The sequence below is a fragment of the Lysinibacillus sp. NPDC048646 genome (assembly GCF_050272295.1).
Classification (GTDB): domain Bacteria; phylum Bacillota; class Bacilli; order Bacillales_A; family Planococcaceae; genus Lysinibacillus.
Map to the genome: position 1 here is coordinate 1 of NZ_JBNNLZ010000028.1, position 16,225 is coordinate 16,225.

At 37.3% G+C, this 16,225-nt stretch carries 18 protein-coding genes and 1 rRNA gene; 18 read left to right on the forward strand and 1 reads right to left on the reverse strand.

Annotated features, from left to right (window positions below; all coding sequences use genetic code 11):
• The 11 genes from rrf to rsmI all read left to right on the forward strand — a co-directional run.
• Positions 1-93 (forward strand): 5S ribosomal RNA (gene rrf / locus ACQKII_RS20990); the annotation flags it as partial.
• A 396-nt stretch (positions 94-489) separates the two neighbouring features.
• A complete protein-coding gene (locus ACQKII_RS20995; protein WP_427462408.1) occupies positions 490-1,914 on the forward strand; it encodes an aminotransferase class I/II-fold pyridoxal phosphate-dependent enzyme in 1,425 nt (474 codons plus the stop codon).
• Between the two features lie 17 nt (positions 1,915-1,931).
• Entirely contained in the window at positions 1,932-2,561 is a 630-nt protein-coding gene (gene tmk, locus ACQKII_RS21000) for a dTMP kinase (protein WP_427462409.1), read from the forward strand.
• Positions 2,562-2,741: 180 nt separating this feature from the next.
• Positions 2,742-3,071, forward strand: coding sequence for a cyclic-di-AMP receptor (locus ACQKII_RS21005; protein WP_010857007.1), 330 nt, complete (start codon positions 2,742-2,744; stop codon positions 3,069-3,071).
• 185 nt (positions 3,072-3,256) lie between these two features.
• Positions 3,257-3,697: a YaaR family protein gene (locus tag ACQKII_RS21010; protein WP_054768425.1), complete on the forward strand. Its 441-nt coding sequence runs from the start codon at positions 3,257-3,259 to the stop codon at positions 3,695-3,697.
• 565 nt (positions 3,698-4,262) lie between these two features.
• Positions 4,263-5,267, forward strand: coding sequence for a DNA polymerase III subunit delta' (gene holB, locus ACQKII_RS21015; protein WP_427462451.1), 1,005 nt, complete (start codon positions 4,263-4,265; stop codon positions 5,265-5,267).
• Positions 5,260-6,075, forward strand: coding sequence for a PSP1 domain-containing protein (locus ACQKII_RS21020; RefSeq protein ID WP_427462410.1), 816 nt, complete (start codon positions 5,260-5,262; stop codon positions 6,073-6,075). The genes holB and ACQKII_RS21020 overlap by 8 nt, the downstream gene beginning before the upstream one ends.
• Positions 6,076-6,101: 26 nt before the next feature.
• Positions 6,102-6,458 (forward strand): DNA replication initiation control protein YabA, encoded by a 357-nt coding sequence (gene yabA, locus ACQKII_RS21025; RefSeq protein WP_427462411.1) that lies wholly within the window; start codon positions 6,102-6,104, stop codon positions 6,456-6,458.
• Between the two features lie 63 nt (positions 6,459-6,521).
• The gene (locus ACQKII_RS21030; protein ID WP_427462412.1) at positions 6,522-7,271 is read left to right on the forward strand and encodes a tRNA1(Val) (adenine(37)-N6)-methyltransferase; all 750 of its coding nucleotides are present in this window, start codon (positions 6,522-6,524) and stop codon (positions 7,269-7,271) included.
• Positions 7,255-7,518: a GIY-YIG nuclease family protein gene (locus tag ACQKII_RS21035; protein ID WP_427462413.1), complete on the forward strand. Its 264-nt coding sequence runs from the start codon at positions 7,255-7,257 to the stop codon at positions 7,516-7,518. Before ACQKII_RS21030 ends, ACQKII_RS21035 begins: the two co-directional genes overlap by 17 nt.
• Positions 7,515-8,390, forward strand: coding sequence for a 16S rRNA (cytidine(1402)-2'-O)-methyltransferase (rsmI, locus tag ACQKII_RS21040; protein WP_427462414.1), 876 nt, complete (start codon positions 7,515-7,517; stop codon positions 8,388-8,390). Before ACQKII_RS21035 ends, rsmI begins: the two co-directional genes overlap by 4 nt.
• Before the next feature lie 278 nt (positions 8,391-8,668).
• Here the strand turns inward: rsmI and ACQKII_RS21045 are convergent, their stop codons facing one another.
• Positions 8,669-8,947 (reverse strand): AbrB/MazE/SpoVT family DNA-binding domain-containing protein, encoded by a 279-nt coding sequence (locus tag ACQKII_RS21045; RefSeq protein ID WP_427462415.1) that lies wholly within the window; start codon positions 8,945-8,947, stop codon positions 8,669-8,671.
• 346 nt (positions 8,948-9,293) lie between these two features.
• Between ACQKII_RS21045 and metG the strand changes: the two genes are divergently transcribed.
• The 7 genes from metG to ACQKII_RS21080 all read left to right on the forward strand — a co-directional run bounded on the left by metG (position 9,294) and on the right by ACQKII_RS21080 (position 15,961).
• On the forward strand, positions 9,294-11,270 hold the full coding sequence (metG, locus tag ACQKII_RS21050; protein WP_427462416.1) for a methionine--tRNA ligase: 1,977 nt from the start codon (positions 9,294-9,296) through the stop codon (positions 11,268-11,270).
• 254 nt (positions 11,271-11,524) lie between these two features.
• Positions 11,525-12,295: a TatD family hydrolase gene (locus tag ACQKII_RS21055; protein WP_427462417.1), complete on the forward strand. Its 771-nt coding sequence runs from the start codon at positions 11,525-11,527 to the stop codon at positions 12,293-12,295.
• Positions 12,296-12,430: 135 nt separating this feature from the next.
• The gene (locus ACQKII_RS21060; RefSeq protein ID WP_427462418.1) at positions 12,431-13,642 is read left to right on the forward strand and encodes a ubiquitin-like domain-containing protein; all 1,212 of its coding nucleotides are present in this window, start codon (positions 12,431-12,433) and stop codon (positions 13,640-13,642) included.
• A gap of 166 nt (positions 13,643-13,808) precedes the next feature.
• Entirely contained in the window at positions 13,809-14,375 is a 567-nt protein-coding gene (gene rnmV / locus ACQKII_RS21065) for a ribonuclease M5 (protein WP_427462419.1), read from the forward strand.
• On the forward strand, positions 14,368-15,249 hold the full coding sequence (gene rsmA / locus ACQKII_RS21070; RefSeq protein ID WP_427462420.1) for a 16S rRNA (adenine(1518)-N(6)/adenine(1519)-N(6))-dimethyltransferase RsmA: 882 nt from the start codon (positions 14,368-14,370) through the stop codon (positions 15,247-15,249). Before rnmV ends, rsmA begins: the two co-directional genes overlap by 8 nt.
• A 155-nt stretch (positions 15,250-15,404) precedes the next feature.
• Complete coding sequence (gene veg / locus ACQKII_RS21075; RefSeq protein ID WP_219363879.1) at positions 15,405-15,665, forward strand: biofilm formation stimulator Veg; 261 nt, start codon at positions 15,405-15,407, stop codon at positions 15,663-15,665.
• 113 nt (positions 15,666-15,778) lie between these two features.
• The gene (locus tag ACQKII_RS21080) at positions 15,779-15,961 is read left to right on the forward strand and encodes a small, acid-soluble spore protein, alpha/beta type (RefSeq protein WP_010857022.1); all 183 of its coding nucleotides are present in this window, start codon (positions 15,779-15,781) and stop codon (positions 15,959-15,961) included.
• The last annotated feature ends 264 nt before the right edge of the window (positions 15,962-16,225 follow it).

Consider the following 16,225-nt stretch of genomic DNA (forward strand, 5'->3'; position numbering starts at 1 on the left):
CACACCCGTTCCCATACCGAACACGGAAGTTAAGCTCTTTAGCGCCGATGGTAGTTGGGGGCTTCCCCCTGTGAGAGTAGGACGTCGCTAGGCACCTGTAAAAAGATCAAAGAGAAATCTTTGGTCTTTTTTTATTTTTGTTTTATATCGGGAAGGAAATTTTGCTAGGTTACTGGAATGGAAAAAGGTTATTTGATTAAATGCACCTTATATTCGTCAATTGATTGAAATTAATAGATGCTTGTCTAAGTGGATTGTTGGTGTACTAGGAGGTGCAACGACTTGAACGAAATAGAATCAATACCATGGGAAGGGCAAAAGTGAAAATTAATATTTTATTTAAAGAAATGCAAGGGGACAACGGTGTCTACTTTTTATAATGAACGATACTGTAATGGAGTAATCTCACCTATTTCGTAGGATTGCTTTTTTATCCTGTTGGAATCCCGTATAATTAAAGAACAATATAATGGAAATGGGTGTCTTGCTTTGCAAAAGAAAAAGCCAATTGTGGAAGGACTAGAGGGTTTTCGACAACAACAAAATATTTCTTTTCATGTGCCAGGTCATAAGCATGGAGAATTGTCACACTTACCTCAAGCTTTCAAAGATGTAATGCGTTATGATGTGACCGAATTATCGGGTCTGGATGATTTACATCATCCAGAGGAAATGATTTTTGAGGCAGAAGCTTTGCTTGCGGACACATATGGAGCAATGAAAAGTTTCTTTTTAGTAGGAGGCACGACTGTTGGGAATTTAGCAATGATTTATGCCACATGCAAAAAAGGCGATCAAGTTATTGTGCAACGTAATGCCCACAAATCTATTTTTCATGCTATTGAGCTTGTTGGGGCAAAGCCTATATATGTTTCACCGCACTGGGATGATCGGACATTAACTGCCACTCATATTTCATTTACAAATCTTAAAGAAGCAGTGGATAATTATCCAAAGGCGAGGGTAGTCGTTTTAACGTATCCAACTTATTACGGTATGGTTTCTAAAGAAATACAGCAACAGATTGCCTATTGTCACGAAAAAAGGATACCGGTCTTGGTAGATGAAGCGCACGGAGCTCATTTCAGCGTTTGTGCATTATTTCAACCTTCTGCTTTGACATACGGGGCAGATGTTGTTGTACAATCTGCGCATAAAACATTACCAGCCATGACAATGGCATCTTTTATGCATGTTAATTCAGAATTAGTTGATGTTGATAAAATTAATCACTATTTACGTATGCTCCAATCTAGCAGTCCATCTTATCTATTATTAGCATCATTAGATGATGCACGTTATTATGTACAGACATATATGGAGAGTGATGGTGCATATATAATAGAGAAAAAAAATCAGTGGGTTGAAGCATTACGTGCAATTGGTTCACTTCATGTCATTGAGGTAGATGATCCTTTAAAGCTATTGCTTCGTGTTGATGGTTATAGTGGCTTTCAAGTGCAAGAGGCTTTAGAAGCCAAACAAATTTATGCGGAGCTAGCAGACGCTCATCAAGTATTACTCGTATTACCACTTTTGAAGCTTGGACATATCTATCCATTTGCTGAAATACGCGTTCGTATTAAAGATGCCGTGACAGCGTTATTATCCATGAAAAAAACTGAAAAACTTTTTGCTACGCAAACGGCATATAATTTTATAGCGATTTCCGAACCTACCTGCACGTTCGAAGAAATAGCCAATTTAGATAAGGAATGGCTTCCATATATGCGTGCAATGGGACGAATTGCTGCAAGTATGATTATTCCTTACCCGCCCGGTATTCCATTACTAGTTCCAGGAGAAAAAATTACAGTGTCAAAATTGAGTCAGCTTGAGGAGTTGTTAGCAACCGGTGCAACTTTCCAAGGGAATCATCGTTTAGAAGAAAAAATGATTGAGGTCATTAAATAGTTGGAGGCAATAACAGCATGAATTGCAATTTATTTATAACATTTGAAGGTCCAGAAGGTGCGGGTAAAACAACAGTCATTCAACAGATTGCTGAGCGATTTGCACTAGAAAATATAGATGTATTAGCGACGAGAGAGCCAGGTGGCATTGAAATTGCTGAAAAAATTCGTACCATCATTTTAAACCCAGCACATACAGCGATGGATGAACGTACTGAGGCATTATTATATGCAGCTGCGAGAAGTCAGCATTATTTTGAAAAGGTTCGACCGGCTTTAGATGCTGGGAGGATGGTTATTTGTGATCGCTTTATCGATTCATCTTTAGCTTATCAAGGATATGCTCGTGGTATTGGTGTAGATGAAGTACTATCTATTAATGAGTTTGCAATAGGTAAGAAGTTACCAGATATTACGATTTTATTTGATCTGGCACCAGAGGTTGGTTTAGCACGTATTCATGCACATGGAGAACGAGAAGTGAACCGTTTAGACGTTGAAAGCTTGGCCTTTCATGAAAAGGTTCGTGAAGGGTATTTACAATTGGTAGAACGTTATCCTGAGCGTATATATGTTGTCAATGCAGACCAAAATATTGAGCGTGTGGTGGAAGATGTATGGTCATTACTGTCTGAGGCAATGCAGTAAAAGTGTGAAGTTGTCTACCGTATTGTGATATAATGGTAACATCTAATTAATTTTTGTTTTACAGGTGATAAACCTTTAAAATAAGAATTAAAGGTTTCATTAGATGTTACAGAATCTGTATTGTGGTTATACGATTTTAAAACCTATGATAGGTTAATTTTATAAAAGGGGTGAGTGCGAATGAAGTTAGTCGTAGCTGTGGTGCAAGATCAGGATAGTAGCCGCTTATCGAATGCTTTAACGAAAAATCAGTTTCGCGCAACAAAATTAGCGAGTACAGGAGGCTTTTTACGCTCTGGTAATACGACGTTTCTCATTGGAACGGAAGACTCCCTCATACCCAAAGTTTTAGATATAATCCGTGATAATTGTCGAGCGCGCGAACAAATGGTTGCCCCGGTTTCACCATTAGGCGGTAACGCAGATTCTTATATACCTTATCCTGTGGAGGTAGAGGTAGGAGGCGCTACTGTATTTGTTTTACCAATTGAACAATTTCACCATTTTTAATTTTAAGCAGTATATTTAATATACCTAGAGTCTTCGCGTCAGATTAGATTATGAATTAGTATTGTGTTTCGCGCAATGTTAATTCAAGACGCGAAGTTTTCTGTGGAAAATATGGAATAGATATAGATAAGGGGCAAGTTCGCTAAGGCGAAGTTGATAAGAAAGCAAGTGGGGGCGAATACAGCTTGAAAATCAATCAAGATTTACGTGTTGGATTAAATACTAATCGCAAAGAGCCACTGCAAAATAATAATCAGAATAACCGTTTCGGTGATATGGTCGTCAAGCAAGGTTCTAAACTGCAGACTGAACAGCTAACACGATTATTAGGGGATATCTCTACTGCTGGAGATCGTGTTGCAAGATCGCGCAATTTACGTGAACTTGCTCGTTTTAAAATGCTTGTGAAGCGTTTCTTACAGGAAACTGTAGAGCATGGTATGGAATTAAAACAATCACATACATGGAATCGCTTTGGTGAAGGAAGACGCTTAAAAATAATCGAAACAATCGATACTCGTCTCGTGGAGCTAGCACAAGATCTTTTAGATGAGGAAAAGGAAGCAATAGACCTTCTCGATAAAATCGGTGAAATTAAAGGCTTATTAATTAATTTATATATGTAAAACCCGTGTCTTTTCACTTGTAGGCGCGGGCTTTTTTCAAATACTTTCAGCAAGGGTCTCTTATAAATGAGAGAATACTAATGGTTTAAGTCACTTGCAGATGAAATTAAGCTTCCGGCAGATGTAAAGAATTTTCAAGTGAGCTGGTTAGGGTAGTTAATTTAAGCTTAATGTAAAGGTGTTTTAACTAGAGAAAAATCTATTCTGCCCAAATATAAGAAGATGTACCGGCGACAGGCACAACAGCTAATAGAAAATTCCACGTCTGGTGGTATTACTGAAATGCCTGACATTGTGTTTACCTAACACATTTTAGAATCCTGACATATTGTTTATCCTCGTAAAAGTGAAGTGATAACAATGCGTCAGTGAAGGATGTATTTTGTACCGAAAGCGTAGCGACAGATGTTTTTTTGCGCGAAAGCAAAGCGACAGCAGCAGCAGGTACTTTTTGCGCGAAAGCAAAGCGACAGCAGCAGCAGGTACTTTTTGCGCGAAAGCAAAGCGACAGCAGCAGGTACAATTACGCCAAGGCGTAGTTGATAGAGGAAGGAATTTAATGAAAATGGCCAAGAATGTTGAAGAGCTATTCACACTACAACCAGTCGTAATGAAACAGCTTCAAACGATTTTTGACAAAAATAGATTAGCACATGCTTATATTTTTGACGGTGAAAAAGGGACAGGAAAAGCGGCTATCATGCAATTTTTTGTCAAATTAATGCTTTGCGAGCAACCGCATCAAAATGTTCCATGTGAAACATGTCGAAATTGCAGACGTGTTGATTCGGGAAACCATCCTAATATTCATCAAATTTATCCAGAGGGTCAATTTATTAAAATTGATCAAATTAGAGAACTCATTGCAGAAATGAAGATGATGGGTGTTGAAGAAGGGCGTAAAGTCTACGTACTTCATCATGCAGACCGACTCAATATTGCATCTGCTAACATGATATTAAAATTTTTAGAGGAACCGAACGGAGAAGTGACAGCTATTTTATTAACTGAGCAAATGCAGTCTATTTTACCAACAATACGCTCGCGCTGTCAGCATATAAAATTTCAAAAAATGCCACGTCAAGTATTGTTAAAGCATTTGCAGGAAAACAATGTTCCTCACTCGATGGCTTCTACAGTGAGCATGATGACGAATGAGCTCGAAACAGCTATTTTTTTAGCAAATGATGAGCAGTTTGCACATGCTCGAAAAACAGTGTTAAAATTAGTAGAGGCAATTCGCCAAAATGTACATGAAGCAATGCTCGTTGTACATGAAGAATGGTTGCCACTGTTTAAGGAAAAAAGCGAGATGGAGCAAGCATTGGATTTACTACTATTTGCTTACCGTGATATAGTGTCAATAAAAGCTAATCCCGAAGCAGCTTGTACTTATCCAGACATGTTACAGTCATATAAAGAAACCGCATTACATTCGACTTACGAACGTCTGTCTAGTCAAATAGAGGCCATTTTACAGGCTCGCGCATCTTTACAGCGTAACATGAATAGGACGTTAATGATGGAGCAGCTAATGCTAAATCTGCAGGAGGGATATACATTTGTATAATGTAGTGGGAGTCCGCTTCAAAAAAGCGGGTAAAATATATTATTTTGATCCAGCATCATTTCTACTAGAAGACAGCCAATATGTTATTGTAGAAACAGCTCGCGGTGTAGAATACGGGAAAGTGGTTGTTCCTCAAAAAGTAGTGGGGGAAAATGATGTTGTTTTACCACTTAAACAAGTACTACGGCCAGCAGATGAACGTGACCGTATACAAGTTGAGGAAAATACAACTGAGTCAAAGCGGGCATTTGAACTAGCAAGTACAAAAATCATCGAGCATAAACTAGAAATGAAGCTTGTTGATGTTGAATATACATTTGATCGTAATAAAATCATCTTTTACTTCACAGCAGAAGGACGTGTTGATTTCAGGGATCTTGTAAAAGATTTAGCCTCTGTTTTTAGAACACGTATTGAGCTTCGCCAAATAGGTGTTCGTGATGAAGCTAAGCTATTAGGTGGTATTGGTCCTTGTGGCCGTATGCTATGCTGTTCAACATTTTTAGGTGATTTTGAGCCAGTTTCTATAAAAATGGCAAAAGATCAAAACTTATCTTTGAATCCTTCAAAAATATCTGGACTTTGTGGTCGTTTAATGTGCTGCTTGAAGTACGAAAATGATGAATACGAAGAAGCGAAAGAAGGTATGCCAGACATTGGTGAAATCACAATGACACCAGATGGTCGTGGTAAAGTAGTAGGTTTAAATGTGCTGGAAAGACTCATTCAAGTATATTTACAAGAGCAAGAGCGCACAGCTGAGTATACATTAGAGGAACTACTAGCAGGCGAAAAAAATCTTATATAAGATAGAGAATTAACGAGGTGGCTTGGGTGAAGGACCGTAATTTTTTAGATACCGTTATGGAGTTCGAACAACAGCTCGAAGCAATGCAGGAGCAATTTGGCGCATTGAAGCAATTTGTAGCGTTAATGATGGAAGAACATAAGGCACTCGAAACAGAAAATCATCACCTTCGTACACGTCTAGAAGTACTTCTTTCGAAAGAAAACATCGTACAAGCTGCAGATGAGAAGAAAGAGAATCTATTAGATATTGGTGAGGGATATGATAACTTAGCACGTCTATACCAAGAGGGTTTCCATGTTTGTCATGTTCACTTTGGAAGTTCACGTAAAGGTGAAGATTGCCTGTTTTGTCTATCATTTTTAAATAAACAAAATGTGTAATAGAAGACTGATTCCCGCTTCGGTGGTATCAGTCTTTTGTTTTGTATAGTAGGAGGAAGGATTATGGAAAATTGGTTGAAGGATGATGAAAGGCTCGACTACTTGTTGGCAGAGGAATTACGTATTATCCAGAGTCCATCTGTCTTTTCTTTTTCATTGGATGCGGTACTACTTTCGAAATTTGTCAATGTGCCATATCATAAAGGGGAAATTGTTGATTTATGCTCTGGTAATGGTGTAATTCCACTATTTTTAAGTGCACGAACAAAAGGACACATTACGGGAGTAGAACTACAACCCCGTTTGTTTGATATGGCAGAGCGCAGTATTCGATATAATAAATTGGAGAGTCAAATTCATATGGTGCTTGGTGATGTAAAGCATATTCCAGCGCGACTTGGCATTGAAAAATATGATGTTGTGACTTGTAACCCACCTTATTTCCTAGCGCATGAAGCGAGCGATAAGAATCTAAGTGAGCATTATGCGATTGCACGTCATGAACTTCATTTAACATTAGAAGAAGCAGTGCAATCTGCAAGTAAATTACTAAAGCAGGGTGGAAAAGCCGCATTCGTTCATCGTCCGGGTCGTCTACTTGATATAGTTACAGCCATGCGTGCAAATCGATTAGAGCCCAAGCGTATGCAGCTGATTTATCCGAAAGAGGGCAAGGAAGCAAATACACTATTAATAGAAGGAATTAAAGATGGTAAGCCAGATTTGAAAATTTTACCATCCTTATATGTATACAATGCAAACAATGAATATACAGCTGAAGTGAAAGAAATGCTTTATGGAAAAGAACAATAGACATTGTTTCTATGTATTAGAATGTGCAGATCAGTCGTATTATGCAGGCTATACAAATAATGTAGACAAGCGTGTTGCAACACATAATGCAGGAAAAGGTGCAAAATATACAAGAGCAAGGGGTCCGGTGAAGTGTATTTATGTGGAAACCTTCAATACAAAGCAAGAGGCAATGCGTGCAGAATATGCCTTTAAGCAATTAACACGGGCGCAAAAGACAGAGTATATAGGGAGGAATGAATCGTGAAATCTCAAAAAAGTACGATGCATGATCATAAAGGATGTTTATATCTGGTAGCTACACCCATTGGCAATTTGGAGGATATGAGTGTACGTGCACTACGTATTCTAAAGGAAGCAGATATTATTGCTGCCGAGGATACAAGAAATACGAAGAAGCTATGCAATTATTTTGAGATTGAAACAGCACTTGTGAGTTATCACGAACATAATATAAACGTGGGAGGAGAAAAACTATTAGGCTTCTTACGAGAGGGTAAAACGGTCGCGTTAGTAAGTGATGCAGGGTTACCTTGTATTTCGGATCCAGGTGCAGATATTGTCGTTAAGGCAATTGAAGAGGGCTTTGCAGTTGTACCAGTGCCAGGAGCGAATGCCGCAATATCAGCCTTAATTGCTTCCGGTTTAACACCGCAACCATTTTTCTTTTATGGATTTTTAAAGCGCGGTAAAAAAGAACGACGACAACAATTGGAGGGGCTAAAAAAGCGCCAAGAAACCATTTTATTTTACGAGGCACCTCATCGACTCAAAGAAACATTAAAGGATATGGAGCTAATTCTCGGTAATCGACGCATTGTACTAGCACGTGAGTTAACTAAGAAATTCGAGGAGTTTTTACGTGGTACTTTAACAGAAGCGGTAGAATGGTCGCAATCTGAGGAAATCCGTGGAGAATTTTGTATTGTCCTTGAAGGAAATAGCAATGCAGAAGAAGAAAATACGGAAGTTGCATATTGGGAAGCCATGACTGTTGTGGATCATGTCGATTATGTGATTGCCGAATCAGGTGTTACTTCAAAGGAAGCCATTAAAGAAGTAGCTAAATTACGTCAAGTAGCTAAACGTGATATTTATAATGAATACCATAGCGAGTAAATGAGTTGTCTCCAAGGAGGCAACTTTTTTATTTATAAAAGCAATTCTCTTCAATCGCACAATACATGAATGTACTTTTATCTGAGAGGTATATTTTCTGAATTGAAAATAAATGTAAAAAAGGGTAATCTTAAGTGATAGAAGTCTGACATGGACAATATATGTCAATTTTAGAGGAAATATAATTAAAATTAGACTTCTCCATATAAAAAAGAAGTTTTTTGCAAATAATAAAAAAACACCTAAATCCTGTTGTTGATTTAGGTGTAGGAAAGAAACTATTTTTTTAAGTTATTTTCGATTTCTTTCATTAACGTTTCTGCGCCTTCGGGACTTAAAATTAATTTGCCTCCAACTAGACGGAAGTTATCATCAGAAACTTCACCAGTAACAGCGCAAGTCATATTAGGCATATATTTCTTTAAGATGATTTTGTCATCATCCACATAGATTTCTAAAGCGTCTTTTTCAGCAATTCCTAATGTACGGCGAAGTTCGATAGGAATTACAACACGACCTAATTCATCGACTTTACGAACGATTCCTGTTGATTTCATAATTTTTTTCCTCCTGAAAATAAAAGTTATATTGGTGTTTCGTCAAATTTCGACATTATTTCTTTGTCTGATAGTTATCATACCAAGTAATGCCATAAACGTCAATTAATTAATACAGCATTAATTTTCTAATTGTAAAAATTTCTGAGAAGAAAACAGATATTTTGCTTTTTTTAAAAGGTTTTTATTATAGATTTAAATTTATAGTAAAAAAGCTTCTTTTAAAATACATTTTATGGATTAATATATTATTCGACAATTTTCGCATTTGATAAACTTTCATTGAAACGAAATTCGTACTTCGATAGAATAGATATTATACTGTGAAACAATGGAGGCAGTTCTCGTGAGCGAACAAAACAAAACATTCTATATAACAACCCCGATTTACTATCCAAGTGGGAAATTTCATATTGGTACCGCGTATACAACAGTAGCTTCTGATACTATTGCACGTTATAAACGATTACGCGGATATGATGTACGCTTTTTAACTGGGATGGATGAACATGGTCAAAAGATTCAAGAAAAAGCTGCTGAAGCGGGCAAGCATCCTCAAGAATATGTAAATGAGATTGCAGATACTGCGAAAAAGCTTTGGGTTTTGATGGACATCTCTTATGATGATTTCATCCAAACTACAGAGGAGCGTCATACGACAGCTGTCGAAAAGATTTTCCAAAAGTTTTTAGATAATGACGATATTTATAAAGGTGAATACGAAGGGTGGTACTGTACACCTTGTGAGTCATTCTTTACAGAAACACAATTAGTAGAGGGTAACTGCCCAGACTGTGGACGTCCTGTACACAAAGTAAAAGAAGAATCGTATTTCTTTAATATGAAGAAATACGCGGATCGTCTATTAGCTTATTATGAAGAAAATCCTGAATTCATTGAACCGGAATCTCGTAAAAAAGAAATGATCAACAACTTTATTAAACCGGGTCTTGAAGATTTATCTGTTTCAAGAACTTCATTTGATTGGGGCATTAAAGTACCTGGTGATCCAAAGCATGTTATTTACGTGTGGGTTGATGCGCTAACAAACTATATTACATCTTTAGGCTATCTATCAGATGATGAAACACTATTCAACAAATATTGGCCAGCGGATGTACATGTTGTAGGGAAAGACATCGTCCGCTTCCATACAATTTATTGGCCAATTTTCTTAATGGCTCTTGATTTACCTTTACCGAAAAAAGTGTTTGCACATGGTTTCATCATGATGAAGGATGGAAAAATGTCAAAATCAAAAGGTAACGTTGTCTATCCTGAGATGCTGATCGAGCGCTATGGTTTAGATGCTACACGTTACTTCTTATTACGCGAACTACCATTTGGCTCTGATGGTGTATTTTCGCCAGAGTCATTTGTTGAACGTACAAACTTCGACTTGGCTAATGATTTAGGAAATTTATTAAACCGAACAATATCAATGATTAACAAATATTTTGACGGCATTATTCCTGCTGAAAATCTACAACCGACAGAATTTGATACAGCATTAAAAGAGCAAGCAGAATCTGTACGTATTAAATATGAAGAAAGTATGGAAAAAATGCAATTTAGTGTCGTATTAGCAGACTTATGGACGCTCGTTTCACGTACCAATAAGTATATTGATGAAACACAACCATGGGTATTAGCGAAAGATGAATTAGACAAGCCAAAATTAGGGTCTGTTATGCGTAATTTGGCAGAAAGCTTACACCAAATTGCTGTCATGTTACAACCATTTATGACAGCAACTCCGTTACGCATTATTGACCAACTCGGTTTAGATGACAAATTCTTAGCATGGGACACAATTGAAACATTCGGCAATGCTATTCCAGCAAACATTAAAGTGGTAGATAAAGGTATTCCTATTTTCCCTCGTTTAGATAGTGAAATCGAAATTGCCTATATACGTGAGGAAATGCGTGGTTCTGTGAAAACCGCTCAAGATGAAGAACCCAAAGCAAAGCAAGCAACTGAAGAGATTCCAGAAATTACTGAAATTACCATAGATGATTTTATAAAAGTAGATTTACGAGTAGCGACTGTCACCGCATGTGAATCTGTACCGAAAGCAGATAAATTATTAAAGCTCCAAGTAGACCTTGGATACGAGCAACGACAAGTAGTTTCGGGAATTGCCAAGTTCTATTCTGTAGAAGAGCTAATCGGTCAAAAAGTTATCGTTGTAACTAATTTAAAACCAGTTAAATTACGTGGTGAATTATCGCAAGGAATGATTTTAGCCGGTGAAAAAGATGGGATTTTAAAGTTAGCAACAGTTGACTCAAAACTTGAAAATGGTGCAAAAGTAAAGTAAAAAAATCAAGAAAGGCCTGCTGAATGAGAAAACATTCTGCAGGCTTTTCCAATCTGCATTAAGATTAGTTTTTTTGTTATTTCAAAATAATTATTTAGCGTTATTTAATGGATGTTTATGGGTATATAGAAATATAAATCTTAATGTCGAATATGCGAATTGTCACAATGACAAATTATTTGTAACGAATTTGTAATGTTTACGAAAAATATGAAATAATATTTTTTAATAAAATCAATGATAGGAGAATGAAAATGTTCATCGATACACATGTACACTTGAATGCAGATCAGTATGAAGAAGATTTACAAGAAGTAATTAATAGAGCTCTTGAAGCAAAGGTTGAGACAATGGTTGTTGTTGGTTTCGACCGTAAAACAATCTTGAAAACAATGGAACTCATTGAACAATATGATTTTATTTATGGTGTCATCGGATGGCATCCAGTTGACGCGGTCGATTGTACCGATGAGGATTTGAAATGGATTGAAAACTTAGCAGCGCATCCTAAGGTTGTTGGTATTGGAGAAACTGGACTGGACTATTATTGGGATAAATCCCCTAAAGATGTTCAGCAAGCACTATTCCGTAAGCAAATACATTTGGCACAAAAAGTAAAATTACCAATTGTTATCCATAACAGAGATGCTACAGGTGATGTTGTACAAATTTTACGTGAAGAGAATGCCGCATCTGTAGGGGGAGTTATGCACTGTTATAGTGGCAGTGTGGAAACCGCACGCGAATGTATTGCTATGAATTTTATGATTAGTTTAGGGGGACCCGTGACATTCAAGAATGCTCGTATGCCAAAGGAAGTTGCAACAGAGATACCTTTAGAGCATTTGATGATTGAAACAGATGCCCCATATTTAGCCCCGCATCCTTATCGTGGGAAACGTAATGAGCCAGCATTAGTACCATTAGTTGCAGAAGAAATTGCCCGTTTAAAAGGGTTAACGATTGAAGAAGTAGCGAGAGAAACTACAGACAATGCGAAAATATTTTTTGGGATCGACGATTAACTAGCTGAGATGCCTCCAATACTGGATTTGTGGTGGGCTTAAAAAAGCACAGTCATTTTTTTTGAAATACATTTGGGTTGACAGTGTTAAATCTAGTCCGTATAATCCAAATTTGTATTAAGGAGGCGTTTTTTCATGTCAAATAATTCCATGAAAAACTTGTTCTTAGGATCATTGAGGAGTAAGCAAACAGTGATAAGAATTACTACACTTGTCCTGTTTGTAACTGTAATATCATTCGTACTTTATCAAGGTACCAAAAAAACCGTAACGCTTGATGCTGACGGAGAAGCAATTGAAGTAGCAACACATGCCAAAACTGTAGAAGAGTTTTTACAAAATCAAAATATAGATGTAGCAGCGCATGACAAAATATCACCCTCTCTGAACACCAAAATTGTTAACGGAATAGCAATTACATGGGAACAGGCAAAAGAAGTAACCATCTCAGTTGACGGAAATCAGTCAAAAGTTTGGACAACTGAAAAACTAGTGAAGAACATTTTGAAGGATGCCAATATCGAAGTATCAGAGCACGACGCATTAGTTCAAGGTTTGGATACAGAAGTAGGAGCAGATAACAAAATCGATATTCAAAAAGCGTTTCAGGTAGCGCTTGTCGAGGGCTTAGAGAAAAGACAAGTTTGGTCCACTTCGACTACGGTCGCTAACTTTTTAAAACAACAGGGAGTTCAGTTAAATGAATTCGATCGTGTCGAGAATAACCTGGAGGACGTTATCACTCCAGAGAGTAAAATCGCAATAGTTCGCGTAGAAAAGGTTATCGATGTAGTGGAAGACTCTTTAGATTTCGCAGTTGAAAAGAAGCAGGACGCTTCTTTGCAAAAGGGGAAAGAAAAGGTGGTAACAGCGGGCGAGAAAGGTTCTATTTCTCGAACGTATGAAGTCGTGAAAGAAAACGGCAAGGTTGTGGCGAAAAATCTACAATCTGAAAAGGTAGTAAAAGAACCTACGAAGCGAGTGGTTTCAGTGGGCACTAAAATGCTTGTAGCGAGTGCACAGACTGTATCACGTGGTTCAACTGAGCCTGCTAGTGGGAAAGAATTCTATGTAACTGCGACAGCTTATACGCCTTATTGTAAAGGTTGTTCTGGAACATCAGCTACAGGCATTAATTTACGATCGGACTCTGGCTTGAAAGTAATTGCAGTAGATCCTTCTGTTATTAAGCTTGGCTCAAAAGTATGGGTTGAAGGCTATGGAACAGCAATTGCTGGGGATACTGGCGGCTCAATTAAGGGTAATAAGATCGATATACTAGTACAATCAGATGCTCAGGCTCGTAACTGGGGGCGTAAGAAAGTACGCATTAAAGTATTAAAATAAAAAAAATGTAAAATATATCAAAATGTTATTCACTTAGCATTGCTTTCCTGTATTGACTGGCAGGGAAGCTTTTTTACGTATAAAACTAAAGAGCTGAGTATTTCTGTACAATCATACAGGGCAGTTGTAAAATGGTCTGAAGATAAGGTAGAAAAGAGGAGCCTTTTTGCAAATACAAGAAATTATTGTCGTTGAAGGAAAAGATGATACAACAGCAATAAAACGAGCTGTTCAAGCAGATACAATAGAAACAAACGGATCTGCTATTTCAGAAGAGACACTGAAACGTATTCAACATGCACAGGATAAACGAGGTGTTATTGTTTTTACTGATCCAGATTTTCCAGGACGTCGAATTCGTGCTATTATCGAGCAACATGTAGAAGGAGTAAAACATGCGTTTTTGCCAAAAGCAAAAACTATCGCGAAAAATGGTAAAGGCTTAGGGATTGAACATGCAGCAGATGAAGATATTCGTTCGGCATTACGTCTAGTCTATACCCCAAATAATGAAAATCTAATCACGGATGATATTACATTAGAAGATTTAATGACAGCATGTTTAATTGGCCATCCACGGGCAAAAGCACGCCGTGACCGTCTAGGTGAGATTTTGAATATCGGCGCAACAAACGGTAAACAACTTCATAAAAGATTAAAAATGTTTCAAATAACGGAACAGCAATTTGGTGCGGCTGTCGCACAGTTAGATCAGGAGGAAAATAATGCATAAGGATATTGCAACACCGATTCGAACACAGGAAATTTTAAAGAAATACGGATTTTCATTTAAAAAGAGCTTAGGTCAAAATTTTTTAATTGATCCAAACATTTTACGTAACATTGTTAGCCATGCAAACTTAACTGAAAACAGTGGTGCAATTGAAGTTGGTCCTGGGATTGGAGCTTTGACAGAGCATTTAGCACGAGGCGCCAAAAAAGTCGTTTCTTTTGAAATCGATCAACGTTTATTACCAGTGTTAGAAGATACATTAAGTCCATATAATAATGTGTCAATCATTCACTCAGATATTTTAAAGGCGGATGTGGCAAAGGTAATTGAAGAGGAAATGCCAGGTATTGATGATATTATGGTTGTAGCTAATTTACCTTACTACGTTACGACGCCGATTCTACTGAAATTATTAAATGACCGTCTACCGATTCGAGGCTTTGTTGTGATGATGCAGAAGGAAGTAGCAGATCGTATAACAGCAAAGCCAGGCACAAAGGAATACGGCTCGTTATCGATTGCAATTCAATATTATGTGAAGGCTGAAATCGCAATGACGGTACCGAAAACGGTATTTATGCCACAACCCAATGTAGATTCTGCTGTTATCCGTCTTATTAAACATGAAGAACCACCAGTAAATGTCATTAATGAAGATTTCCTGTTTGTTGTAACACGTGCATCATTCGTACAGCGTCGTAAAACAATCTTCAATAACCTTCAGTCAGGTTTACCAAACGGCAAGGCGAATAAAGAAAAAATCTTAGAAGCTTTAGCAGCTGCAGATATTGAACCAACACGTCGTGGAGAAACACTTTCTATTTTTGAGTTTGGAAAATTAGCGGACGTTCTTTATCCAACGTTTGCAAAGTAAAAATTTTTGTTAACATTTTCATGAAATATGAAAAAAATATATTTTTTCTTTAAAAATAAGTTGACAACATTTATTGTTGGCTGATAAAATATTATATTTTGTTGACATTTTTGGGCGTAGCACTTATACTATTTATTAGTGAGGTGTAAGCGAAAATGCCAAAAACTTTAGCGGACATTAAAAAGTCGTTGGATTGTCATTTGGGTAAACGTTTGCAGTTGAAAGCAAACGGCGGTCGCAAGAAAACGGTCGAGTGTGCAGGGATATTACGTGAAACATATCGTGCAATCTTCGTAGTAGAACTTGATCAAGAAGACAATGCGTGCAAGCGCGTATCGTATAGTTACACAGATATTTTAACTGAAGCAGTAGAGATTACATTTTTAGACGAAGCACAGGCTGCTGTCGCAAAATAGTTTCTAGTACTTATTTCTATATTTTGAAGCACTCATGCATGTTAAAAACTGCATGAGTGTTTTTCGTTTTATGGGACATACTAAATTCGTCAGTTGTAAAAGGAGGAGTTTATATGCCTAGAAAAGGTATCATGTCACCTCGATTAAAAGAAGAGATTGCCAAGGAGCTTGGATTTTATGATGTTGTGGAAAGAGAAGGCTGGGGCGGCATAAAAGCTCGGGATGCTGGTAATATGGTGAAACGCGCTATTGAAATGGCAGAACGAGCAAGTAGTGAGCAAGAGCGTAATAAGTAGTTTATTTAAGATAGAATAGACTATTTATCAATTTTACTTCATTCAACGGCTAGGGGATTACAAACCTCTGCTAACACAACAAAACAACTGACGAAAGAGAACCGTTACGCCATAGAAGGTAAACGGTTCTTTTTTTCAGTTTTAGTTTTCTCATTATGGTAAAATAAAATGAAATAATCTTGCGAGAAAAGTGAACGTGGATGTCATGGATTTTGAAAGGAGTTAATTGTGCATGCACAATTCAAAATCCGGACGTAATTACGC